The 23,102-nt window shown below is 70.3% G+C and carries 21 protein-coding genes and 1 riboswitch; of the genes, 13 read left to right on the top strand and 8 right to left on the bottom strand.

The genetic code is table 11. The features are described 5' to 3' along the window. The first annotated feature begins 59 nt into the window (after positions 1 to 59). From MWN52_RS14575 to MWN52_RS14530, 10 genes are all read left to right on the top strand, one after another. Positions 60 to 920 (top strand): YicC/YloC family endoribonuclease, encoded by an 861-nt coding sequence (locus MWN52_RS14575; RefSeq protein WP_130524276.1) that lies wholly within the window; start codon positions 60 to 62, stop codon positions 918 to 920. 91 nt (positions 921 to 1,011) lie between these two features. Next, positions 1,012 to 1,626, top strand: coding sequence for a guanylate kinase (gene gmk / locus MWN52_RS14570; RefSeq protein WP_130517109.1), 615 nt, complete (start codon positions 1,012 to 1,014; stop codon positions 1,624 to 1,626). Between the two features lie 43 nt (positions 1,627 to 1,669). Then, positions 1,670 to 2,257, top strand: coding sequence for a macro domain-containing protein (locus MWN52_RS14565; protein WP_130524274.1), 588 nt, complete (start codon positions 1,670 to 1,672; stop codon positions 2,255 to 2,257). A 145-nt stretch (positions 2,258 to 2,402) separates the two neighbouring features. Further along, positions 2,403 to 2,699, top strand: coding sequence for a DNA-directed RNA polymerase subunit omega (gene rpoZ / locus MWN52_RS14560; RefSeq protein ID WP_130517111.1), 297 nt, complete (start codon positions 2,403 to 2,405; stop codon positions 2,697 to 2,699). A gap of 191 nt (positions 2,700 to 2,890) precedes the next feature. Further along, entirely contained in the window at positions 2,891 to 5,059 is a 2,169-nt protein-coding gene (locus tag MWN52_RS14555; protein WP_130517113.1) for a RelA/SpoT family protein, read from the top strand. Positions 5,060 to 5,610: 551 nt separating this feature from the next. Further along, positions 5,611 to 5,997 (top strand): RidA family protein, encoded by a 387-nt coding sequence (locus MWN52_RS14550; protein ID WP_130517115.1) that lies wholly within the window; start codon positions 5,611 to 5,613, stop codon positions 5,995 to 5,997. 101 nt (positions 5,998 to 6,098) lie between these two features. After that, a complete protein-coding gene (gene recG / locus MWN52_RS14545) occupies positions 6,099 to 8,333 on the top strand; it encodes an ATP-dependent DNA helicase RecG (RefSeq protein ID WP_286575200.1) in 2,235 nt (744 codons plus the stop codon). 149 nt (positions 8,334 to 8,482) lie between these two features. After that, positions 8,483 to 9,421, top strand: coding sequence for a nucleoside hydrolase (locus MWN52_RS14540; RefSeq protein ID WP_286575199.1), 939 nt, complete (start codon positions 8,483 to 8,485; stop codon positions 9,419 to 9,421). A 71-nt stretch (positions 9,422 to 9,492) separates the two neighbouring features. Further along, positions 9,493 to 9,735 (top strand): type B 50S ribosomal protein L31, encoded by a 243-nt coding sequence (locus MWN52_RS14535; protein ID WP_130517121.1) that lies wholly within the window; start codon positions 9,493 to 9,495, stop codon positions 9,733 to 9,735. Between the two features lie 255 nt (positions 9,736 to 9,990). Next, a complete protein-coding gene (locus MWN52_RS14530; protein ID WP_130517122.1) occupies positions 9,991 to 11,271 on the top strand; it encodes a citrate synthase in 1,281 nt (426 codons plus the stop codon). Between the two features lie 464 nt (positions 11,272 to 11,735). On the opposite strand, the gene MWN52_RS14525 is transcribed toward MWN52_RS14530, so the two are convergent. The 6 genes from MWN52_RS14525 to MWN52_RS14500 form a co-directional block, all read right to left on the bottom strand. Beyond that, the gene (locus MWN52_RS14525) at positions 11,736 to 12,746 is read right to left on the bottom strand and encodes an HlyD family secretion protein (RefSeq protein ID WP_286575198.1); all 1,011 of its coding nucleotides are present in this window, start codon (positions 12,744 to 12,746) and stop codon (positions 11,736 to 11,738) included. Positions 12,747 to 12,816: 70 nt separating this feature from the next. Beyond that, entirely contained in the window at positions 12,817 to 13,020 is a 204-nt protein-coding gene (locus MWN52_RS14520) for a DUF1656 domain-containing protein (RefSeq protein ID WP_286575196.1), read from the bottom strand. Beyond that, positions 13,007 to 15,157 carry an FUSC family protein gene (locus MWN52_RS14515; RefSeq protein WP_286575195.1) on the bottom strand — a complete coding sequence of 717 codons (2,151 nt, stop codon included), beginning with the start codon at positions 15,155 to 15,157 and terminating at the stop codon, positions 13,007 to 13,009. Before MWN52_RS14515 ends, MWN52_RS14520 begins: the two co-directional genes overlap by 14 nt. Then, on the bottom strand, positions 15,154 to 15,672 hold the full coding sequence (locus tag MWN52_RS14510) for a MarR family winged helix-turn-helix transcriptional regulator (RefSeq protein ID WP_286575194.1): 519 nt from the start codon (positions 15,670 to 15,672) through the stop codon (positions 15,154 to 15,156). The genes MWN52_RS14515 and MWN52_RS14510 overlap by 4 nt, the downstream gene beginning before the upstream one ends. A gap of 54 nt (positions 15,673 to 15,726) precedes the next feature. Further along, positions 15,727 to 16,605 carry a M23 family metallopeptidase gene (locus tag MWN52_RS14505; protein WP_425608131.1) on the bottom strand — a complete coding sequence of 293 codons (879 nt, stop codon included), beginning with the start codon at positions 16,603 to 16,605 and terminating at the stop codon, positions 15,727 to 15,729. A 26-nt stretch (positions 16,606 to 16,631) separates the two neighbouring features. Continuing rightward, positions 16,632 to 17,726, bottom strand: coding sequence for an NHL repeat-containing protein (locus tag MWN52_RS14500; RefSeq protein ID WP_286575192.1), 1,095 nt, complete (start codon positions 17,724 to 17,726; stop codon positions 16,632 to 16,634). 131 nt (positions 17,727 to 17,857) lie between these two features. Further along, positions 17,858 to 17,983, top strand: a riboswitch (SAM riboswitch). Between the two features lie 92 nt (positions 17,984 to 18,075). On the opposite strand from MWN52_RS14500, the gene metX reads away from it, so the two are divergent. Genes metX through MWN52_RS14485 form a run of 3 tightly spaced genes read left to right on the top strand, consistent with a single transcriptional unit; the run spans position 18,076 to position 21,409 of the window. Next, the gene (gene metX / locus MWN52_RS14495; RefSeq protein WP_286575191.1) at positions 18,076 to 19,113 is read left to right on the top strand and encodes a homoserine O-succinyltransferase MetX; all 1,038 of its coding nucleotides are present in this window, start codon (positions 18,076 to 18,078) and stop codon (positions 19,111 to 19,113) included. After that, positions 19,110 to 20,327, top strand: coding sequence for an O-succinylhomoserine (thiol)-lyase (locus tag MWN52_RS14490; protein ID WP_286575190.1), 1,218 nt, complete (start codon positions 19,110 to 19,112; stop codon positions 20,325 to 20,327). Before metX ends, MWN52_RS14490 begins: the two co-directional genes overlap by 4 nt. Continuing rightward, positions 20,324 to 21,409: a homoserine dehydrogenase family protein gene (locus tag MWN52_RS14485; RefSeq protein WP_286575188.1), complete on the top strand. Its 1,086-nt coding sequence runs from the start codon at positions 20,324 to 20,326 to the stop codon at positions 21,407 to 21,409. The genes MWN52_RS14490 and MWN52_RS14485 overlap by 4 nt, the downstream gene beginning before the upstream one ends. Positions 21,410 to 21,574: 165 nt before the next feature. On the opposite strand, the gene MWN52_RS14480 is transcribed toward MWN52_RS14485, so the two are convergent. Both MWN52_RS14480 and MWN52_RS14475 read right to left on the bottom strand, forming a co-directional pair. Continuing rightward, entirely contained in the window at positions 21,575 to 21,733 is a 159-nt protein-coding gene (locus MWN52_RS14480) for a hypothetical protein (protein ID WP_165394628.1), read from the bottom strand. A gap of 215 nt (positions 21,734 to 21,948) precedes the next feature. Then, positions 21,949 to 22,947, bottom strand: coding sequence for an alpha/beta fold hydrolase (locus MWN52_RS14475; protein ID WP_286575187.1), 999 nt, complete (start codon positions 22,945 to 22,947; stop codon positions 21,949 to 21,951). Between the last annotated feature and the right edge of the window lie 155 nt (positions 22,948 to 23,102).

The following is a 23,102-nucleotide window of genomic DNA, read 5'->3' as shown; positions in this document are numbered from 1 at the left end:
CCGGCCAGGCGCCCTAGGGTACCATCCACGCCCTCTTCGCCCTTCGGAAAAGCCCCGCCGTGATCCGTTCCATGACCGCCTACGCCACCGTCGAACAGCCCGTGGACGGCGGCGCGCTCAGCGCCGAACTGCGTGCGGTCAACCACCGGTTCCTGGAACTGAGCCTGCGCCTGCCCGACGAGCTGCGCGCGCTCGAGCCGGCGCTGCGCGAGCGCGTGGCCGCGCGCGTGGGCCGCGGCAAGCTGGATCTGGTGCTGCGCCTGCGCACCGCCGAAGGCGAGGGCGGCCTGCACCTGGACCAGGGCATGGTCGATGACCTGGCGGCGGTGAACGCGCAGCTGGCCGCGCGCTTTCCCGCGTTGCGCACCAGCCTGACCGAGCTGCTGCAGTTCCCCGGCGTGCTGCGCAGCCGGGCGCTCGATGCCGAGGCGCTGCAGGCGGCCGCGCTGGCGCTGCTGGAGCGGCTGCTGGACCAGTTCGTCGATGCCCGCGAACGCGAAGGCGGCAAGCTCGCCCAGGCCATCGCCGAGCGCGTGGACGCCATCGCCGCGCGCGCGGCCGAAGCCCGCACGCTGATCCCGCAGATCCGCGCCGGCCAGCGCCAGAAGCTGGAGGCGCGCCTGGCCGAGCTGGCCCAGCCGGCCGACCCGGGCCGCCTGGAACAGGAACTGGTGCTGTCCCTGCAGAAGCTGGACGTGGACGAGGAGCTGGACCGCCTGGACAGCCACATCAAGGAGATCCGCCGCGTGCTCAAGGGCGAGGCGGCCGTGGGCCGGCGCCTGGACTTCCTGCTGCAGGAGTTCAACCGCGAGGCCAACACCCTGGGCTCCAAGTCGGTGGACGTGCGCACCACCAACATCGCCGTCGAGCTCAAGGTGCTGATCGACCAGATCCGCGAGCAGGTGCAGAACCTGGAGTAATCGCTCGGCCCTTTCCGCGCGCGGCGTCTTTGCTAGACTTGCGCGCCTTTTCCGACCGTCGCGCTCCGGCGCGGCAGCTAAGGCCATCGCCATGCGCGGCACCCTGTATATCGTCGCGGCCCCGTCGGGCGCCGGAAAGAGCAGCATCGTCAACGCCACGCTGGCGCGCGACCCGCGCATCAGCCTGTCGATCTCGTTCACCTCGCGCGCGCCGCGCCCGGGCGAGCGCCATGCCCAGCACTACCACTTCGTCAGCGAAGCGCAGTTCCAGGCGATGATCGACGCCGGCGAGTTCTTCGAATACGCCCGTGTGCACGGCGACTGGAAGGGCAGTGCGCGCCAGTCGGTCGAGCCGCAGCTGGCCGCCGGCCAGGACGTGCTGCTGGAGATCGACTGGCAGGGCGCGCGCCAGGTGCGCGAGAAGGTGCCCGAGGCGGTGAGCGTGTTCATCCTGCCGCCCTCGCGCGACGCGCTGGAGGAGCGCATGCGCAAGCGCGGACAGGACAGCGAGGACGTCATCGCCCAGCGCCTGGCCGCCGCGCGCGAGGAGATGTCGCACTACGGCGAGTTCGACTACGTGATCGTCAACGAAGTCTTCGACACCGCGGTGGAGGAGATGTGCGCCATCTTCACCGCCAGCCGCCTGCGCCGCGAGCGCCAGGCCGCCGAACACCGCGCCCTGATCGAGGCGCTGCTGGCGCAGTAAGCTGGCGGCAGGCGCGGATCAGGCGATCCGCAGCGGGGTGCAAATGGAGCTCAGACTCGAGTTGCGGGCGCTGGATGCGCAGATGGTCGCAGCGTGGCGCGCCGCGTTTCCAAATGAAATCGCGGTCGTCCAGGGGGACATCCTGGCGGCGCGCGCCGACGCCATCGTCAGTCCCGCCAACAGCTTTGGCTTCATGGACGGTGGCATCGACCTGCACTACGTCAACGCCTTCGGCTGGGAATTGCAGGATCGCCTCCAGGCTCGCATCGCAGCTTCGCACGACGGCGAGCTGCTGGTGGGGCAAGCTGCGGTCATCCCGACGGGCCATGCGGCCATTCCCTTTATGGTCAGCGCGCCGACGATGCGCGTGCCGTCACGGATCGGGTCGACGGTGAATGTCTATCTCGCATTCCGTGCGGCGCTCCTGGCCGTGCAACGGCACAACGCCGCGGGCGGCGTGGCGATCCGTTCGCTCCTCTGTCCCGCGCTCGGCGCAGGCATCGGCGGCATGCCGGTCGAGCGGGTTGCGCGGCAGATGTGGGCCGCGTGGGAGGAGGTCGTTCTCGCACGTGCGGATTGGCGGGATTCGGCACGTGGAATCCTGGCTCGGCACGCCTTTCTCCTCGACTGAAGCCAATTCGAAAGGGCTGGACGCGCTTAACCTATTGATTTTCAAGGGATGGATTGCAATTGGGGCGGGCGATCCCTAGAATTCCCGGTCCCTTTCCGCTAGTCGCGCGGCCCACCTGTCCGGTGGATGGCCGCCAGGAGCCCACATGGCCCGCATCACCGTAGAAGATTGCCTGGAAGTCGTCGACAACCGTTTCGAGCTGGTCATGATGGCCGCCAAGCGCGCCCGCCAGCTGGCCAACGGCGTCGAGGCCACCATCGACAACGAGACCGACGACAAGCCGACCGTGCTGGCGCTGCGCGAGATCGCCGCGCGCAAGGTCGACAACGACCTGATCGACCGCGTCGAGAAGGCCGAGCGCGAGCGCGCCGAGCGCGAGGCGCTGGAGTGGGCCGCCGCCGAAGTGGTCGCCGACGACGACATGTCCAAGGGCGACGACTAAAAGCCCATCGGCTTCCTCGCCTGACGCAGCGGCCCGCCCATGGCGGGCCGTTGTCGTTTCCGGTGCCGGCTCGCGCGCAGGCGCGAGCGCGTGCCGTCGGGTGGAACGCGCGCTGCATGAACCAGTGTGATGCAGCGCATGCGCGCCCGTGGTGCATTGCTGCGACCGGGCCGCTGGCATAGGCTTCGCGCATGACTCCCGGGCGTTCCAGCAAAGCCATCCAACCCGCACCGCCGCACGAGGACGACGTACCCGAGTACGTGCGTCGCTTCGAGGCGGCCGCCAGCTATCTGCCCGCCGATCAGTTGCCGCTGCTGCGCCGGGCCTGGCAGGTCGGCGCGGCCGCGCACGAGGGTCAGACGCGCAAGTCCGGCGAGCCCTACATCACCCATCCGGTGGCCGTGGCCCAGGTGCTGGCCGAGCTGGGCATGGACGTGGAGACGCTGATCGCCGCGGTCCTGCACGACACCATCGAGGACACGCCGCTGACCCGCGAGGAGATCGCCGGCGAGTTCGGCGAGGCGGTGGCCGAACTGGTCGACGGCGTGACCAAGCTGGACAAGCTCAAGTTCCGCGACCGCAAGGAAGCGGCGGCCGAGTCCTTCCGCAAGATGCTGCTGGCCATGTCGCGCGACCTGCGCGTGATCATGATCAAGCTCGCCGACCGCCTGCACAACATGCGCACGCTCGGCGCGCAGAGCGCCGAGGCGCGCAGCCGCATCGCGCGCGAGACGCTGGACATCTACGCGCCCATCGCCCAGCGCCTGGGCATGAGCCTGGTCAAGTCCGAGCTGCAGGACCTGAGCTTCGCCGCCATGTATCCCTGGCGCCACGCGATCATCCGCAAGCACATCCAGAGCCAGCCGGTGATGCGCCGCGAGGCGCTGGCGCAGATCGAGACCCAGCTGACCCAGAGCCTGACCCGCGAGGGCATCGCCCATCGCCTGGTGAGCCGGGTCAAGACCGCCTGGAGCATCTACACCAAGATGCGCAGCGAGGGCAAAAGCTTCGACCAGGTGATGGACGTGTTCGGCTTCCGCGTGGTGGTGACCAGCGTGCCGGACGTGTACCACGCCCTCGGCGCGGCGCATGGGCAGTTCAAGCCGCTGGACGGGCGCTTCCGCGACTTCATCGCGATCCCCAAGGCCAACGGCTACCAGTCGCTGCACACGGTGCTGTTCGGCCCGTACGGCTCGCCGATCGAGGTGCAGATCCGCACCGAGGAGATGGATCTGGTGGCCGAGCGCGGCATCGCCGCGCACTGGACCTACAAGTTCGGCACGCAGATGCCCAACAGCGCGCAGAGCCGTGCCCATGCCTGGATTTCCGAGCTGATCGAGAACCAGCGCTCGGCCGGCTCGTCGCTGGAGTTCCTGGACAACGTCAAGGTCGACCTGTTCCCCGACGAGGTCTATCTGTTCACGCCCAAGGGCAAGATCCTGTCGCTGCCGCGCAATTCCACCGCGCTGGATTTCGCCTATGCGGTGCACACCGACGTGGGCAACCAGGCGGTGGCCTCGCGCGTGGACAAGAAGCTGGTGCCGCTGCGCACCAAGCTCACCAGCGGCCAGAGCGTGGAGATCATCACCGCCAAGTCGGCCGCGCCCAAGCCGCAGTGGCTGGAATTCGTGGTGACCTCCAAGGCGCGCACCGCCATCCGCCACCAGCTCAAGCAGCTCGGTCACGAGGATGCGGTGCAACTGGGCCACCGCATGCTCGACCGCGCGCTGGAGGACCTGGACAGCTCGCTGGACCGCCTGCCGGCGCAGCGGCTGGAGAGCTTCCTGATCGAGCACAAGTACCCGCGCCTGGAGGCGCTGCTGGAGGACGTGGCGCTGGGCAACTGGATGCCGGCCCAGGCCGCGCAGGCGATGATGGCCTTCGCCGACCTGCGCAGCGGCGGCCATTCCAAGCATTCGCAGGAGAAGATCCTGATCACCGGCGGCGAGCGCGGCGTGATCAGCTTCGCCAACTGCTGCCAGCCGATCCCGGGCGACGAGATCATGGGCTTCCACACCGCCGGCAAGGGCATCGTGGTGCACCGCCTGGACTGTCCCAACGTGGCCGAGTTCCGCAAGTCGCCGGATCGCTGGGTGGCGATCGACTGGGACCCGGGCGTGAGCGGCGATTACGACGCCAGCCTGCTGATCGAAGTGGAGAACCGCACCGGCGTGCTGGCCCAGGTGGCCGCCGCGGTGGCGCAGAGCCAGTCCAACATCGAGCGCGTGGAGTACCTGGAGCGCGACATCAACGCCGCGGTGCTGCGCTTCAACATCCAGGTGCGCGATCGCAACCATCTGGCCGAGGTGATGCGGCGCCTGCGGCGGTTGCAGACGGTGCTGGGGGTTCGGCGGGCGTAGTGGGGCGGGGATTCGGGATTCGGGATTCGGGATTCGGGATTCGGGATTCGGGAAGAGCGTCCCCTGTCGATCTGAAGGTCCTGCGCTTGTGATTGCGAAGCTGTGGAAGGGGCTGGCGACTCACGTTCTCTGAGCCGAAGGCTTTTCGCCCCCTCCCTTTCGCGCAGCGAAGGGGAGGGTTGGGGAGGGGTTCGCTGTTGCAGTTGCTGCTTCGCCTCTAGAAGTCACACCGCGCGAAGAGCACCCCTCCCCCGACCCTCCCCTGCGCTGCGCGCAAGGGAGGGGGCCGTTCAATGGCGTTGATGGCGGTGCTCCCGGCCTGCTGTATCAAGGCTCCGGCCTCGGCCCACTCGCCGAACGCCAATCCCCAATCCCCAATCCCCAATCCCCAATCCCGAATCCCCAATCCCCAATCCCCAATCCCCAATCCCCAATCCCCAATCCCCAATCCCCAATCCCCAATCCCCAATCCCGAATCCCGAATCCCGAATCCCGAATCCCGAATCCCACCCAGCTAAAATACCCAGCCCTGTCCCCAGAACCCCAACACCATGACCAAGCAGATCATCCACACCGACCACGCGCCGGCCGCGATCGGCCCGTATTCGCAGGCCGTGCGCGCCGGCGACACGGTGTACTTCTCCGGCCAGATTCCGCTGGACCCGGCCACCGGCAACCTGGTCGAGGGCGACATCACCGCGCAGGCGCGGCGTTCGTTCGACAACCTCAAGGCCGTGGCCGAGGCCGCGGGCGGCTCGCTGGGCGACATGGTGCGCCTGGGCCTGTACCTGACCGACCTGAGCCAGTTCGCCGCGGTCAATGCGGTGATGCAGGAGTACTTCAGCGCGCCGTTCCCGGCCCGTTCGACCATCGAGGTCTCCGGCCTGCCCAAGGGCGCGCTGTTCGAGGTCGACGCGGTGATGGTGCTTGGCGCGTGATCGGGCCTGCATGCGGCGTTGTCCGACGTGCGCATGCGTCGATCTGAAGTAGCAATCGCGCAGGACGGCCGGCATCCTAGCGGCCTATGACCGGCCCCACGATGCCCGCCGTCCGCAGCCTGGAGCCTGCCTTCCACCAGCCCATCGTCGGGCTCAGCGGCGCCGGCCCCAAGCTGGCCGAGAAACTCGCCGCGCGCGGCCTGCTGACGCTGCAGGACCTGTGGCTGCTGCTGCCGCTGCGCTACGAGGACCGCACCTCCCTGACGCCGATCGCGCGCCTGCAGCCCGGCGTGGCGGCGCAGGTGGAGGGCACCATCGAGGCGGTCGAACGCGGCTTCCGCTACCGCCCGGTGCTGCGGGTGGCGATCGGCGATGCGTCGCGCGCCACGCTGGTACTGCGCTTCTTCCATTTCCGCGCGGCGCAGGTGGCACAGTTCGCCGTCGGTGCGCGGCTGCGCGTGTATGGCGTGCCGCGCCAGGGCCAGCAGGGGCTGGAGATCATCCATCCCAGCTACCGGCTGCTGGACGCGCAGGGCGATACGCCGCTGGGCGAGACGCTGGAGCCGGTGTATCCGGCCATCGAGGGCGTCGGTCCGGCGGTGCTGCGCAAGCTGATCTCGCAGGCACTGGATCGCCTGCCGGACCAGGCCGCGCTGGAGCTGCTGCCCGAACCGCTGCTGCGCCAGCAGCGCCTGCCCGACGGCCAGGCCTTGCCCTCATTGCGCGAGGCGCTGCTGACCATGCACCGCCCGGCGCGCGATGCCGACGTGGCGGCGCTGTCGGCCGGCACGCATCCGGCGCAGCGGCGTCTGGCGCTGGAGGAACTGCTGGCCCATCACCTCAGCCTGCGGCGCCAGCGCATCGCCCTGCAGCAGCATGGCGCGCATGCGCTGGCGGGCAAGGGCGCGCTGGTGGCCAAGCTGCTCAAGACCCTGCCGTTCAAACTGACCGGCGCGCAGCAGCGGGTGTTCGCGCAGATCCGCGCCGATCTGGCCCAGCCGCGGCCGATGCTGCGCCTGGTGCAGGGTGATGTCGGCAGCGGCAAGACCGTGGTCGCGGCGCTGGCGGCGATGCTGGCGGTCGAATCCGGCAAGCAGGTCGCGCTGGCCGCGCCGACCGAGCTGCTGGCCGAACAGCACCTGGCCAACCTGCGCGGCTGGCTCGAGCCGCTGGGCGTGCGCGTGGCCTGGCTGGCCGGCAAGGTCACTGGCAAGGCACGCGCCAAGGTGCTCGAAGACGTCGCCAGCGGCGCGGCCCAGGTCGTGGTCGGCACCCACGCGCTGATGCAGGAGGCGGTGGCCTTCCACGACCTGGCCCTGGCCATCGTCGACGAGCAGCACCGCTTCGGCGTGCACCAGCGCCTGGCGCTGCGCGATAAAGGTCGGGCTGCGCCGCAGGCGCCGTCCGGGCGAGCCAGGGATGGCGAGCGGCAAGGCACCCGGGATGGTGATCAGGCGATCGATCGGCGTCTGTCTCCCCACCAGCTGGTCATGACCGCCACGCCGATCCCGCGCACGCTGGCCATGGCCGCCTATGCCGATCTGGACGTCTCGGCCATCGACGAACTGCCGCCGGGTCGCACGCCGGTGCAGACCATCGTGCTCAGCGCCGAGCGTCGCCCCGAGCTGATCGAGCGCATCCGCGTGGCCTGCGCCGAAGGCCGGCAGGTCTACTGGGTGTGCACGCTGATCGAAGAGGCCGACGACGACGCCAAGGCGCAGGCCGGCAGCGCCGGCCCGGGGCTTCGCTTCGAGGCGCAGGCCGCGCAGACCACCTTCGAGCAGCTGACCGCGGCGCTGCCGCAGGCGCGCGTGGCGCTGGTGCACGGCCGCATGAAGCCGGCCGAGAAGCAGGCGGTCATGCGCGCCTTCAAGCAGGGCGAGTGCGACCTGCTGGTGGCCACCACGGTGATCGAAGTGGGCGTGGACGTGCCCAACGCCTCGCTGATGGTGATCGAGAACGCCGAGCGCCTGGGTCTGGCGCAGCTGCACCAGCTGCGCGGGCGCGTCGGCCGTGGGGCGATGGCCTCCTCGTGCGTGCTGCTCTATCAGGCGCCGCTGTCGCAGATGGCGCGCGAGCGCCTGGACACGATGCGCCAGACCAACGATGGCTTCCTCATCGCCGAAAAGGACCTGGAGCTGCGCGGCCCGGGCGAACTGCTTGGCACGCGCCAGACCGGCCTGGCCGCCTTCCGCGTGGCCGACCTGGCGCGCGATGCCGGCCTGCTGCCGCAGGTGCACGCCCTGGCCGACCGCCTGCTCGACACCGACCCGGCGCTGGCCGATCGCCTGATCGCACGCTGGATCGGCGGCGCCGCGCGTTACGCCAGCGCCTGAGGCGCTGGCAGGCTTGAGCGCGGAGGAGTGAGGCGCGAGCGGGCGCCGCTTTTTCTCGCGCCTCACTCTTCTCCACTCACTTCTGGCTTCTCTCCTACAGCTCCCGGCTATGTCAGACTCGGCGACCGTTCCATGAGAGCTCCCGGAGCATGACCGCGAAGATTCCGCTTCTCATCGATACCGACCCGGGCGTGGATGACGCGCTCGCGCTGTTGATGGCCTTCAACGACACCGCCCACGATGTGGTCGGCCTGACCATCGCCGCCGGCAACGTCGGCCTGCAGCACACCGTGCGCAATGCGCTCAAGCTGTGCGAGGTCGCCGGCCGCAGCGAGGTGCCGGTGTTCGCCGGCTGCGCCGCGCCGCTGCTGCATCCCTCGCCCGACGCGGCCGATGTGCATGGCCTGGATGGCTTCGGCGACACCGGCTATACGCCGGCGGCGCATGGCGCCCAGACCGAGCACGCCGCGCTGGCGATCCTGCGCCTGTCGCACGAGTACGCCGGCCGCCTGCTGCTGGTCACCCTGGGCCCGCTGACCAACGTGGCGGTGGCGCTGAAACTCGACCCGACTCTGCCGCAGCGTGTGGCGCGGCTGGTGGTGATGGGCGGGGCGGCATCGGCGCACGGCAACCTGACCCCGGCGGCCGAGTTCAACGTGGCCTTCGACCCGGAGGCGGCGCATCTGGTGTTCCAGGCCTTCCCGCAGTTCGACGTGGCCGACTGGGAGGCCACGCTGGCCCACGGGCTGCACCACCGCCGGGTGGAGCAGTGGCTGGCCGCGCCGTCGCCGCGCGCGGCCTTCTACGAGACCATCTCGCGCCAGACGCGGCTGTGGTCGGCCGATCGCCGCGGCGATCACTGGCATAGCGCCGATGCGCTGGCCATGGCCCTGGCCTTGCATCCGGACGGCGCCACCGAGCTGGTCGAGCGCCCGCTGGCGGTCGAACTGGCCGGCACCCTGACCCGCGGCGCCACCATCACCGACTGGAACCGCCAGACCGGCCGGCCGGACAACGCCCGGCTGCTGCTGCGCTACGACCAGGCGCGGTTCGAGGCGCTGGTCGAGGCGGCCCTGGCCGCCGCGTAAGCCAGGTCTTGCACGGGGTGGGGTGGGCCGCTACAATGCGCGGCTCACCTTTTCGACATCTGGTGCCCGCCATGAAGGCCGACATCCATCCGCAGTACCGCGACGTCGTCTTCCACGATGTCACCTCCGACTTCAAGATCCTGACCCGCTCGACCCTTGCCAGCAAGGAAACGATCAAGTGGGAAGACGGCAACGAATACCCGCTGGTCAAGGTCGAAGTGTCCTCCGCCTCGCACCCGTTCTATACGGGCAAGCACAAGGTCATGGACACCGGCGGCCGCATCGACAAGTTCCAGAAGCGCTACGCGCGCTGATCGAACGCGATTCCTGAGCGGTTCGAATGACGGCTGTGTCCCTCGCGGGACACGGCCGTTTTCGCATGTGCGCCCCGGGCGCCGGGCGCCGGGTGGCATCATCCTTTGGTCTGACGGGAACGGTCCGTCACGGCCCTCGATACCGGGCCGTATGCGATAATCCTCGGACTGCGCGGCTAGGTTTCCAGTCGTCGCGGATCCTGTCTACGCGCCACGGCCGACAGGCTTTGGCGCTTCCCCACGAAGGAGTGCACTGTGTCCGAACTTGACCAGGCCACGCTGAGCGCCGGCGACAAATCGGCGACTCTGCCTGTACTGAAACCCACGCTTGGCAACGATTGCGTCGACATCTCCAAGCTGACCAAGGAAACGGGTCTTTTCACCTACGATCCCGGCTTCGGCGCCACCGCCGCCTGCAAGTCCGCCATCACCTACATCGATGGCGACAAGGGCGTGCTGCTGTATCGCGGCTATCCGATCGAGCAGCTGGCCGCCCATTCCAGCTTCACCGAGGTCTCCTACCTGCTCATGAACGGTGAGCTGCCGTCCAAGGACGAGCTGGCCAAGTTCGAGCACGAAGTGACGCATCACACGATGATGCACGAGTCGCTCAAGAGCTTCCTCAAGGGCTTCCACTACGACGCCCATCCGATGGCCATGCTGGCCGCCTCGGTGGCTTCGCTGTCGGCGTTCTATCACGACACCCTGGATCTCAACGATCCCGAGCAGCGCCGTCTGGCGGCGATCCGCCTGATCGCCAAGATGCCGACCCTGGCCGCCGCGGCGCACCGCTACGCGCTGGGTCAGCCGATCCGCTATCCGCGCAACAATCTGGGCTACGTCGAGCGCTTCCTGCACATGATGTTCGAGGTGCCGAGCGAGGACCTGGAGCTCAGCCCGGTCGTGGCCAAGGCGATGGATCTGCTGTTCATCCTGCACGCCGACCACGAGCAGAACGCTTCGACCTCGACCGTGCGTCTGGTCGGCTCCACCGGCGCCAATCCCTACGCCTCGGTCGCCGCGGGCATCACCGCGCTGTGGGGCCCGGCGCACGGCGGCGCCAACGAGGCGGTGCTCAAGCAGCTGGCCGAGATCGGCGATGCCAAGCACGTCGCCAAGGCGGTCGAGCGCGCCAAGGACAAGAACGACCCGTTCCGCCTGATGGGCTTCGGCCATCGCGTGTACAAGAACTTCGACCCGCGCGCCAAGATCATCCGCGAGATGACCCACAAGGTGCTGGGCGAGCTGGGCGTCAACGATCCGCTGCTGGAAGTGGCGATGAAGCTGGAAGAGGCCGCGCTGAAGGACGATTACTTCGTCGAGCGCAAGCTGTATCCCAACGTGGACTTCTACAGCGGCATCATCTACAAGGCGCTGAACATCCCCACCGAGATGTTCACCGTGCTGTTCGCCATCGGCCGCACGCCGGGCTGGGTGTCGCACTGGCTGGAGCAGCAGGTCGACCCGGACGCGCGCATCGGCCGTCCGCGCCAGATCTACGTCGGTTCGCCGAGCCGCGACTACCCGAAGGCCTGATCGGTCTTTGGAATCGCGCAAGAAGAAGCCCCGCGGTTGCGGGGCTTTTTTTTGCCTCGGGGCGCTGCGACGAATAGCGCAGGACTCCTTCCAGCTCGAAGACACTGAGCAAGCGCTCTGCCCCCTCTCCTTCGCCTGCGGCGAAAGGGAGCGGGCTCAGACCGAAGCCTTCTGACCTGACGCGCGAGGCAGCGGGCCGGCGGGCGGTGCCCGCGCCTAGCGAGCAGGAGCCTGTAGAGCGGAGCTTGCTCCGCTGCTCTTCGTTCGGTTCGTAGGGGAAGGCCCCAGCGGAGCAAGCTCCGCTCTACAGCAGGCCGCCGCAAGATTTGAGGAGACAGTTGCTCCTGCCGAGCCTGGATTGCGATGTGCTGCGAACGCATTGACGCGTGAGGCCGGCCTTGCAGGAGCCGCCATGGCGTCGTTGGCGCTTCAGAGGTGCGTCGCGGGCTCGGCGCCGGCGCGGCTCAGTCCCGCGCGTGCGTGCCCGGGTGCACGGTGACCGAGGCGGTCATGCCGGCGGCCAGGAGGGTGTCCTTCGGCACGCTGGCCGGGTCGATGCGCACGCGCACCGGCACGCGCTGGGCCAGGCGGATCCAGTTGAAGGTCGGGCTGACGGTGGCCAGCAGGTCGCTGCTGCTGGTGGGGTTGTCGGCGTCTGTGATGCCGCGGGCGATGCCTTCGACGGTGCCGCGCAGGGCATGGCCGCCGCTCATCAGGCGGATGTCGGCGCGGTCGCCCGGGCGGATGCGCGGGAGCTTGGTTTCCTCGAAGTAGCCGTAGACCCACATCGTGTCGCTGCGCACCAGCGCCATGCGCGCCGCGCCGGCGCTGGCGTAGTCGCCCACGCGCACGTTGAGGTTGGTGATGTAGCCGTTGGCGGCGGCGCGCACGGTGGCGCGCTCCAGGTTGAGCTGGGCCAGGTCCAGTGCGGCCTGGGCCTGTTCGACCGCGGCAAGTGCCTTGGACTGGGAGGCGGTGGCGGCGTTGCGGTTGGCGCGGGCCTGCTCGACCGCGGCCTGCGCGGCGCGCGCGGTGGCGCTGGCGTCGGCGCGGGCCTCGGCCGAGATCACCGCGGCGGCGGCCTCGCGGCGCTGGGCCTGGGCCGCGTACTTCTGGTAGTCGGCCTGGCTGGCGGCGGTGCTGGCCGCGGCGGCGGAGATGTTGGCGCCGGCGGCGCGCGCGGCGGCCTGCGCGGCGGCCAGGTCGGCCTGGGCCTGGGCGACGGCCAGCTCGAAGCGGCGCGGGTCGATGCGGAACAGGACATCGCCGGCCTTCACGGCCTGGTTGTCCTGCACGCCGACCTCGGCCACCAGGCCGGACACGTCCGGAGCGATGCGCACGATCTCGGCGCGGATGCGGCCGTCGCGCGTCCACGGCGAATACATGTAGTGCTTCCACAGCGCGTAGCCGATCAGGGCGGCGGCCAGCACGACGAGGGTTGTCAGCGCGGTGCGGATCAGGGATTGGGTGTTCATGGCGGTTGGGGTTGAAAGGGGTTGGATAGGGGGCGTGGCGCTTGCTGCGAGTGGCCGGGCGTTGGCGGGTTCAGTTCAGCAACAGCAGGCCGAGCAGCCCGAACACGCACACGTACACGGCCAGGCGGAACAGCGGCGGATGCCAGGCGTAGCGATACAGGCCGGCGCGCGCGGCCAGGCCGTCGAGCAGCCAGAACACCACGAACAGGACGGAGGCCAGCACCAGCAGGCCGGGGACGTAGACGCCGCCGATGGAGATTTCAGGAGGTAGCACGGGCAGGCTCCGGGGCAGGGGTGCGGCCGGCGGCGCCGGCCAGCACCGAGTCGGCATCGCGCAGGGCGCTGCGCAGCAGGTGCAGGTGCTCGCGCACCGGCTGCAGCGACGGCGGCACGGCGCCTTCGATGAGGGTCTGGTTCAGCGCGGCGTCCAGGTGCGCCAGCGCGGCGTCGTGGTCGGCCGGGGAGAGGTGGCCGTACAGGCGGCCGATGGCGGCAACGGCGGCGTCGATATGCGCCTCGATGGACGGCGGCACGGCGGCGTCGATGCTGTCGTGGCGCAGCTCGATCAGGGTGCGCCCGGTCTCGTGCACCGACAGCGCCCAGGCCAGCAGGGTGCGCGATTCGTCGCTACCCTGCTGGGTGTGGTTGACCACCTGCAGGAACAGGTCGCGGCTGACGCTCTCGAAACGCGGCGCCAGTCCGCTCAGCGGTGCGCGCGCGGCCAGCGCGACCTGGCGGCGCAGTTCGACCAGCAGGCGGCGACGCTGCCCAGGCGTGCCGATCACCGAGGGGATCAGCTGGAAGGCCAGCATCGCCAGCAGCGCGCCGATGCCTAGGGCGACTGCACCGTTGATGAAACTGGAGGTATCCAGGTTGGGCGCAAGGCCCAGGCCCAGGCCGACGACGCTGCCCAGGCACATGCCCAGACTGAGGCCGAACAGCGTTGGCCGGGTCGACAGGTAGACGGCCACCATGAAGAACGGCGCGCTGCCCAGCACCAGCATGCCGAAGCTGTCGATGCGCGGCAGCACCAGGGTGAAGCAGAGGAAGGCCGACAGCAGGCCCAGGAAGATGCCCTTGGTGGTCTGCGCCGCCGCGATATGCGCATTGGCGCCGGAGGCCAGGATCGCGGTGAAGGCGATCACGTTGGCCATGGCGCCGGCGCCGCTGGTCCAGCCGCTCTGCATCCAGGCCAGGCCCAGCACGAAGGTGACCAGGAAGCTGCGCGCCACGGTCACCGCCACCGCGACCCGGTCGGTGGCGTAGTGAAAGCGTATCTGCTCGTTGGCGCGGCGCAGCGGCGCGCTCACGCCCGGCTGCTGCAGGGCGGCGGCGGTGTGGGTGAGGTCGCGCAGTTCGCCGGTCAGGCGCCGCAGCAGCGAGGCGCCGGTGTCGAAGTCGTCCAGCAGCGGCGCGGCCAGGCTGGCGCGCAGCGCGGTCGCGCGCGCCGGCTGCGCCTCGTACACCGCCTCCAGGCGCTCGCTGAGCCGCGCGTAGTCGGCGCCGGCGGCGCGCTCGGCCAGCGCATCGCCGAGCGGGCGGTACAGCTGCAGCAGCGCGGCGAAGACCGGGTCGTCGCGGTCGCGCTGCTGCAGCCGGTTCATCAGATGGTGCAGCGACTGGAAGCGCGTGGAGGCGGCCATGAAGCGCTGGTTGAGCAGGCGCATGCGCCGGCTGCGCACGCGCGCCTCCGGATCCTCGAACACCACCGAGGCGCGCAGGTCCTCCAGCGCCATGCTCTGGCGCACGAAGCGCAGATGCGCCTGCTCGATCTGCGCGCGCGGGATCGTCCCGCGCGTGCCATCGCGGACGAAGTCCAGGAAGCTGTCCATCAGCGTGGTCGCCGTGGTGCGCAGGCTGTTGCGCAGACGCACCGGGAACACCACGTCGAACACCACCGCGCTGACCAGGATGCCGAGCAGCACCTCGGTCAGGCGCGCGACGGCCAGATCGAACACGTGCATCGGCGTATTGACCGCCGGCAGGGCGATGATCGCCACGGTATAGCCGGACAGCACGAAGCCGTACGAGCGGAAGTTACGGAACGCCAGCGCGCCGCCGGCGCACATGCCCACCCACAGCGACAGCGCCAGCAGGAACAGCACCGGCTGCTGCGGGAACAGCGCGGTGATGGTCACCGCTGCGATGCTGCCCACGATCGTGCCCAGCGCGCGGTAGAACGACTTGGCCAGGACCATGCCGCTCTGCCGGTTCATCAGCACGATCACGGTGACCATCGAGGTCGAGGGCGAGGCGAAGCCCATGCGCATGGCGATCCACGCCGCCAGGTACATCGACAGCAGCACCTTGAACACGAACAGCCAGGCCGGGCCCTCGCCGCGCAGCACCTCGCGCACCTGCGTGGACAGCGGCACCTTTGCGGGGCTCGCGGCGGCGGGCGCGGCGCTCACTGGGCCTCCTCCACGCCGCGCAGCAGCTTGGCCAGCAGCAGCTTGAGCTGCTCCAGCTCATCGGCCTGGAGATGGCGCGTATAGGCCAGCAGCACGGCGCTGATGTCGGGGATGAGCGCGGTGACACGTGCGCGCCCGGCCTCGGTCAGGCGCAGCAGCCACATGCGCCGGTCGTGCGGGCTGGGCTCGCGTTCGACCAGGCCCTTGTCGACCAGCTGCTGGGTCAGGCGGGTGATGTTGGCCGACTTCTCGCTGGTCGCATCGGCGATCTGCGAGGGATTGATCGCACCGTCCGGGCTGGCCTCGATCATCATCAGCACGTTGTACTCGGCGTAGGTGAGGCCGTGCTCACGCATGGACTCGTTGCCGTGATCGGTGGTGATCTTGTAGAGCAGCTTGACCAGGCGCACCACCGTGGCGGCGGGGCGCGGGAAGCCAGGGTGACGGCGGCTGGTGGCGGCCAGCCCCTGTTCGGTCGCATCGAAGCGGCTGGTGGCGGGCGGGATTCTGTTCACAAGCTAATATTACACTTATGTAGTAAATCCTGCAGTCAACGCCACCTGAACGGGTCAATGGGCCAGGTGCAGTTCTCCCAAGGGCCCAACCAGGCGCGCCGGCACCGAGACCAGACGCATGCCGGCGTTGATCTGGACCACGAAGTGCAGGTGTGGGGCGGAGGAAAAGCCGGTGTTGCCGGACAGCCCGATGCGCTGACCGGCGGCGACCGACTCGCCTGGACGCACCAAGCTGCCTTCGGGCTTGAGGTGGGCGTAGAGGGCCATGCTGCCGTCGGCATGCAGGATGCGGATGAAGTTGCTGCGCCCGCGCAAGGCCTCGCGCTGCGGCCCGCCGTGTTCGAAGCCGTCCTGCACCTGCAGCACCACGCCCGCGCGCGCGGCCAGGATCGGCGTGCCCTCGGGCAGGGCGAAATCCAGCGCGTCGGCGTTCTCCGCATCGTCGTGGCTGAAGTGCCCGCCGGGGCCCTGGTCCACGCGCACCGGCGCGTCGAACGGCAGCCGATACGTCGCCTGCAGCGGCCGCGCCTGCGGATCGCCGGGGACCGCGTCGAGCTTGAGCTGGAAATCGCTGCCGGCCTGGGGATCGGCCACGATCAGCGTGGCGACCAGGGCGCGTCCGTGCGCGGGCAGCAGCTTGCGTACCGGCAGCGCGGGCGAGGCGACGACACCGCGCAGGCGCTGCGCGTCCAGCTGCACCTGGACCGGCCCGGGCAGCGGGTTCTCGACCCAGGCCAGGGTGCGGGTGGGCGTGCGCTCCAGGCGCAGGCGGGCGAGGGGGCCATCCGCGGGGTCACGGCTCGCGGCGGGCGCTTGCGGGTTCCCGTCTACAGCGGACGTCGTACGCGCCTGCGCGGCGGCCTGAGGCGCGGGGCGGACCGTGTTCCACCACGGCAGCGCGGCGCGCGTCGGGCCCGGCAGGAGCAGGGCCAGCGCGACGCCGCACGCCGCGCGCCGGATCACGGCAGGCAGCTGCCGCGCAGGCGCAGGGCGCGGGCGATATCGCGCAGGTCGAAGGCGGCGATGGCCTGGTTGTCGTGCTGCACGAACAGCGCGCCGTCCGGGAAGCGCGTCGTGCCCGCCGCGTAGAGCGCCTCGCCATCGGTCTGCGCCACGACCTTGCCGGTGAAGGTGCCCACCGGCGCCAGCGTGTCGCGGCGATAGACCCGGAACAGCGTCGGGGTGAGCTGGTCGGCCGCGATCCACCAGCCGTCGTCCAGATCGCAGTCCCACAGCGCGATGCCCTCGGCATCGGCCAGGAACACCGGCAGGCTGGCGCCGCGGAACCGGCCTTCGAGCGTGTAATCGCGGAAGGTCGAGCCCACGCGCCGGTCCTCGTCGGCGATCAGCAGGCGGTCGTGCGTCGGATCGCCGGCGATCGATTCGACCATGCGCAGCATGCCGGCCTGGCCGGTATCGCCGAAGCTGCCGGCCGCACGCACCTGCAGGCCGCCGTCGGGCTGCAGGTCCACCTCGAAGCGGCGCACGCGCTGGTCCATCTGCTCGCGCGGCGGCAGCTGCCCGGTGCGGAAATCGGCCATGAAGCTGTCGGTGACCAGCAGCTCGAGCAGGTCCGGCGCGGTCTCGCGCAGCCACAGCCCGTAGGGCACCTTGAGCGTGTCGGCGCCGATGAAGCCGCGCGGCGTGAAGTCCGGCAGCGACAGCGCCTGCACGCGGTGGTTGTCGCGCTCGGCCACGAACACCGTATCGCCCCACACCGCGATGCCGTTGGGCCGCCCGAACTGGCCCGGCCCCGCGCCCGGTCCGCCGACCGTGCGCAGGCGCTTGCCGCTGTCGGCATCGAACACGATCAGCTGGTTGCTGGCCTTGGCGGTGACGATCACCCAGGCGCCGTCGTCCTCGGTCGGCCAGACCGCCAGCGAGTCCAGCTCGGCCTGGGGCAGCGGTTCGGAGATCCAGGCCTCGCTCACCACCGCGTCGGGCGCGGGCGCCTTCGGCACGGTCTCCGGGGTCGGGCCAGGGGCGGGGCGGGGCAGGCTGGTGCAGCCGGCCAGCAGCAGGCCGGCGAGCAGGAGCAGGGGGGCGCGGTTCATGGGCGGCGATTATGCGCGAGCGCTCCGCGCAGACCGCGTCCATGCGGCAGGCGGAAGGCGGTTTCAGGTGGAAGCATCGCTCCATCGCGATGGAGCGATTGACAACCGCTTCCGGCGCTGGCAACCTGCGCCCACCATCGAGACCGGCAGAGGGACAGGCCCTTTGAAGCCGGGGCAGCCAGCGGGACGCGCAAGCGCCTCGTGGTCGGTGCCAAATCCTGCGGCGACGCCTACGCGTTTAGACCGAAAGATGGTTCGTACGATGCATCGACGGCATGGCCGTTCGACGCGCACGACGAACGCGAGCTTCCCCGCGAAAGCTCGATGGCCGCTCCTTCCCGGATCCGCCATGAGCCTCGTGAACGCCGCCGCCCTCCCCGAATCCCCCGACGTCGATGCCTGTTGTGCCGGTGCGCAGGTCAGCGCCGTGGCCGCGATCCGCGGCGAACTGCCGGTGGCCCTGGCCCTGCGCCACGCCGGCGCGCGCACGCTGAACCTGCGCTACGAACTGCACGGCCCGGCCGGCGCGCCGGTGGTGTTCGTGGCCGGCGGCATCTCCGCGCACCGCCACGTCGCGGCCAGCGCGCAGTTCCCCGAGAACGGCTGGGCCAACGACCTGGTCCGCGCCGGCCGCACGCTGGATCCGGCGCGCGTGCGCATCCTGTCCTTCGACTTCATCGGCGCCGACGGCCAGCTCGACGCGCCGATCGATCCGGCCGACCAGGCCGATGCCATCGTCGCGCTGCTCGATGCGCTGGACATCGCCGCGCTGCGCGCCTTCGTCGGCTACTCCTACGGTGCGCTGGTCGGCCAGCACCTGGCCGCGCGCCATCCGCAGCGCGTCGAGCGCCTGGTCGCGGTCAGCGGCGCGCATCGTCCGCATCCGTTCGCCTCGGCCTGGCGCGCGCTGCAGCGCCACGCGGTGGCGCTGGGCCAGCTGCAGTGCGCCGACCAGCAGGGCCTGTCGCTGGCGCGCCAGTTCGCGATGCTGAGCTACCGCACGCCCGAGGAGTTCGGCGAGCGCTTCGACGCCGCGCCCGAGCTGGTCAACGGCCGCGTGCGCGTGGCCGCCGAGGACTACCTGGACGCCGCCGGCGCGACCTACGTCGCGCGCACCCCGGTCACCGCCTTCCTGCGCCTGTCCGAATCCATCGACCTGCACCGCATCGACCCCTCGACCATCGCCGTGCCCACCACCGTGGTGGCCGTCGAGGGCGACCGGCTGGTGCCGCTGGCCGACCTGGTCACCCTGGTCGAAGGGCTGGGCAAGCGCGGCAGCCTGCGCGTGCTGCGCTCGCCCTACGGCCACGACGCCTTCCTGAAAGAAACCGACCGCATCGACGCGATCCTCGCCACCGCCCTTCGCCCCACCGGAGACACCCCGTGAGCCATTCCTCCCACGACGCCATCCCCTGCAGCGCCGCCACCGCCGCCGTGCGCGCCGGCATCGATCGCGACACCGCCTACGGCGCGGTGACCCCGCCGATCGTGCTGTCGTCCAACTTCTCCTTCGACGGCTTCGGCAACAAGCGCCAGTACGACTACACGCGCAGCGGCAATCCCACGCGCGACCTGCTGGGCGAGGCGCTGGCCGAGCTGGAAGGCGGCGCGGGCGGGGTGATCACCTCCACCGGCATGGGCGCGATCAACCTGGTGCTCAACGCGCTGCTGCAGCCGGGCGACAAGCTGGTGGTGCCGCACGATGCCTACGGCGGCAGCTGGCGCCTGTTCAACGCGCTGGCGGCCAAGGGCCACTTCGAACTGATCACCGCCGACCTGACCAATCCGGTGTCGCTGGGTGAGGCGCTGGCGGCCTCGCCCAAGCTGGTGCTGATCGAGACCCCGTCCAACCCGCTGCTGCGCATCACCGACCTGCGCCTGGTCATCGAGGCCGCGCACAAGGCCGGGGCCAAGGTGGTGGTGGACAACACCTTCCTGTCGCCGGCGCTGCAGCGGCCGATCGAGTTCGGCGCCGACCTGGTGCTGCATTCGACCACCAAGTACGTCAACGGCCACAGCGATGTGGTCGGCGGCGCGGTGATCGCGCGCGAGGCCGAGCTGCACCAGCAGCTGGTGTGGTGGGCCAATGCGCTGGGGCTGACCGGCTCGCCGTTCGACGCCTTCCTGACCCTGCGCGGCCTGCGCACGCTGGACGCGCGCCTGCGCGTGCATCAGGAGAACGCGTCGGCCATCGTCGCCGCGCTCGACGGCCACGCGGCCGTGGCCAAGGTCTACTACCCCGGCCTGGCCTCGCATCCGGGCCATGCGCTGGCCGCGCGCCAGCAGAAGGGCTTCGGCGCGATGATCTCCTTCGAGCTGGACGGCGGCGAGGCGGCGGTGCGCGCCTTCGTCGACGGCCTGCGCTACTTCACCCTGGCCGAGTCGCTGGGCGGCGTGGAGAGCCTGGTCGCGCACCCGGCCACCATGACCCACGCGGCGATGACCGCCGAAGCGCGCGCCAAGGCCGGCATCTCCGATGGCCTACTGCGCCTGTCGGTGGGCATCGAGCTGGCCGACGACCTGGTCGCCGACCTGCGCGCCGGCCTGGCCCGCGCCCAGGCGGTGATCGCCCAGGCAAGCCGGAAAACGGTCGACGCATGAGCGCGGTGATCCGCCTGGGCACGCGCCGCGCGCCGCGTCTGGCGCTGCTGGGCACCGGGGTGGTCGGCAGTGCCCTGGTGGGCCGCTATCAGCGCCTGCAGGCGCGCGGCGTGGCGCTGCCGGTGTTCGCCTGGATCGCCAACTCGCGCGGCGTGGTCGAAGGCGAGGGCGATCTGCACGAGGGCCTGGCGCGGCTGCGCGCCGCGCCGGCCAATGCGCGCATCGTGCCGCCCTGGGCCGAGGCCGATGCGCTGGACGCCGGCGACATCGTCATCGACGCCACGGCCAGCGATGCCATCGCGTTGCGCCATGCCGAATGGCTGGGCCGCGGCGTGCACGTGGTGACCGCCAACAAGCTCGGCCGCGGCGCCGATCTGCTGCGCGCCCAGGCGATCGCCGAGGCCGCGCGCGAGGGCGCGGCGTGCTATGGCGACAGCGCCACGGTCGGCGCCGGGCTGCCGCTGCTGCGCAGCCTGCGCGCGCTGGTCGCCGGGGGCGACGCGATCGCCTCGGTCGAGGGCGTGCTGTCGGGCTCGCTGGCCTTCCTGTTCCATAGCTTCGATGGCCGCACGCCGTTCTCGGCCTGTGTGCGCCAGGCGCGTGAGGCCGGTTTCACCGAACCGGATCCGCGCATCGACCTGTCCGGCGAGGACGTGCGCCGCAAGCTGCTGATCCTGGCGCGCGCGGCCGGCGTGCCGCTGCAGGTCGGCGATGTGCGGGTCGAGTCATTGGTGCCGCAGGTGCTGGCCAGCGCGTCCGACGCGCAGGTCGATGCGCTGCTGGACACACTGGATGCGCCGCTGGAGGAGCGCCTGCGCGCGGCACGCGCGCAGGGCGCGCAGTTGCGGTTCGTCGGGCGTTTCGATGCGCGCGGCGCCAGCGTGTCGCTGCAGGCCCTGCCCGCGGGACATGCGCTGTGCGGCGGCGCCGGGACCGATAATCGCGTGGCGATCCACAGCGATCGCTACGCGCAGCAGCCGCTGCTGATCCAGGGGCCGGGCGCCGGCGCCGAGGTCACCGCTGCGGCGCTGCTGGACGATGTGTTGGCCGTGTTGCCGGGTCGGGCCTCACTGGCCGCGTGACGTTGGTGCCGGCGGCCTCAGGCGGTCAGCGATTGCATGCTGTCCGTCATTCGTTGGCATATCTGGCGGACAGGGACGGCCAGCGCGCGATACCGCGCTTCGGCGCGAACGTTCCGCGCATCGCCGCCTTCTTTGCGCCTTCGCGATGCGTCATGGCTGCGCGCGTCAGTCGCGCGGCAGCAGCCCGTGGGCGTTGCGCGCCGGGGGCGCCAGGCGGCTGAGCTGCAGCTGCTGCAGCACGCGGGGCTCGTGCTCGGCGCTCCAGCCGCTGGCGCTACTTTCGAAGCACGTGGCGCACACCACGATGCCGTAGCGTTCGATCACGCGGCCCGCGTCAGAATCTGGCGCGAAATACAGTTTTTGGTCGCAGCAGAAGCATCTTGCGGTCATGGAATCGGGTAGCACGGCCTGTCCCCTGGCATTGGTTGGAATGCATGGGGAGGGATCGCGCATGGGGCGTGCCAACTTCGCGGGCGAAACTGTGACTTCGCTTCGGATTCGCGCCCAGACATCGAGAAACGCGACGCGGCGCACGCTCGTCATGGCGCCAGCGCCTTCAGCAGCGCCGCATTGAACCGCGCCGGATCCTGCACCTGCGGCGAGTGCCCCAGGTCGTCGAACTCGATCAGCTTCGCGCCCGGGATCGCCGCGGCCGCGCGCTTGCCCAGCACCGGATAGTTGCCCAGCGTGGCGCGGATCTGCGGCGGCGCCTTGCCCTTGCCGATCGCGGTGCGGTCCTTGAGGCCGATGAACAAGGTGGTCGGCACGGCGATCCTGGGCAGCTCGTAGACCACCGGCTGGTTGTAGACCATGTCGTAGGTCAGCGCCTGGTCCCAGGCGTTGATCTCCTTGCCGGCGCCGGCGTACAGGCCGGCCTGCATGCGCGCCCAGCGCTCGAAGGCCGGCTTCCAGGTGCCGGCGTAGTACACGTCCAGCTGGTACTGCTTGATGCTCTCGAAGCTGGTCTTCAGCTCGCCGGCATACCACTGGTCCACGCTCTGGTAGGGCACGCCGACGGCCTTCCAGTCCTCCAGGCCGAGCGGGTCGACCAGCGCCAGGTGGCTGACCTCGCCCGGGAACATCAGCGCATACCGGATCGCCAGCATGCCGCCCATCGAGTGACCGACGATCACCGCCTTGTCGATGCCCAGACTGGTCAGCAATGCATGGGTGTTGTCGGCCAGCCCGGCCAGCGAGAACTGGTAATGGCGCGGCTTGGACGACTTGCAGAAGCCCACCTGGTCCGGCGCGATCACCCGATAGCCGGACCTAGCCAGGGCCACGATGGTGTCCTCCCAGGTGGCGGCGCAGAAGTTCTTGCCATGCAGCAGCACGGCGGTCTGGCCGTTGGCCTGGCCGGTCGGCGCCACGTCCATGTAGACCATTTCCAGGTCCTGCCGCTGCGCGCTGAAGGCGTAGCGCTGGACCGGATGCGGATAGTCGAAGCCTTCCAGGCGCGGGCCGTAGGCGGGCTGCTGCTGGGCGAGGGCGGGCGCGGCCAGGGCGGCCAGGCACAGGGCCAGGAACGAACGCGGCATGCGCGACTCCAGTGGAGGGACGAGAGGCGCAGCGTAGGCAGGCCCGGGCGAGGCCGCAGTGAGGACCTCGCGCAGGCGTGCCGGCGTGTCCCAGTCCGCGGGACGCACTGGATGCCAGGCGCGAGCGCCAGCCGGGAACGCATCAGCGACGGCGC

This window comes from Pseudoxanthomonas winnipegensis, from assembly GCF_030322905.1.
Lineage (GTDB): Bacteria > Pseudomonadota > Gammaproteobacteria > Xanthomonadales > Xanthomonadaceae > Pseudoxanthomonas_A > Pseudoxanthomonas_A winnipegensis.
This window is presented reverse-complemented; position numbering and strand designations above follow the sequence as displayed.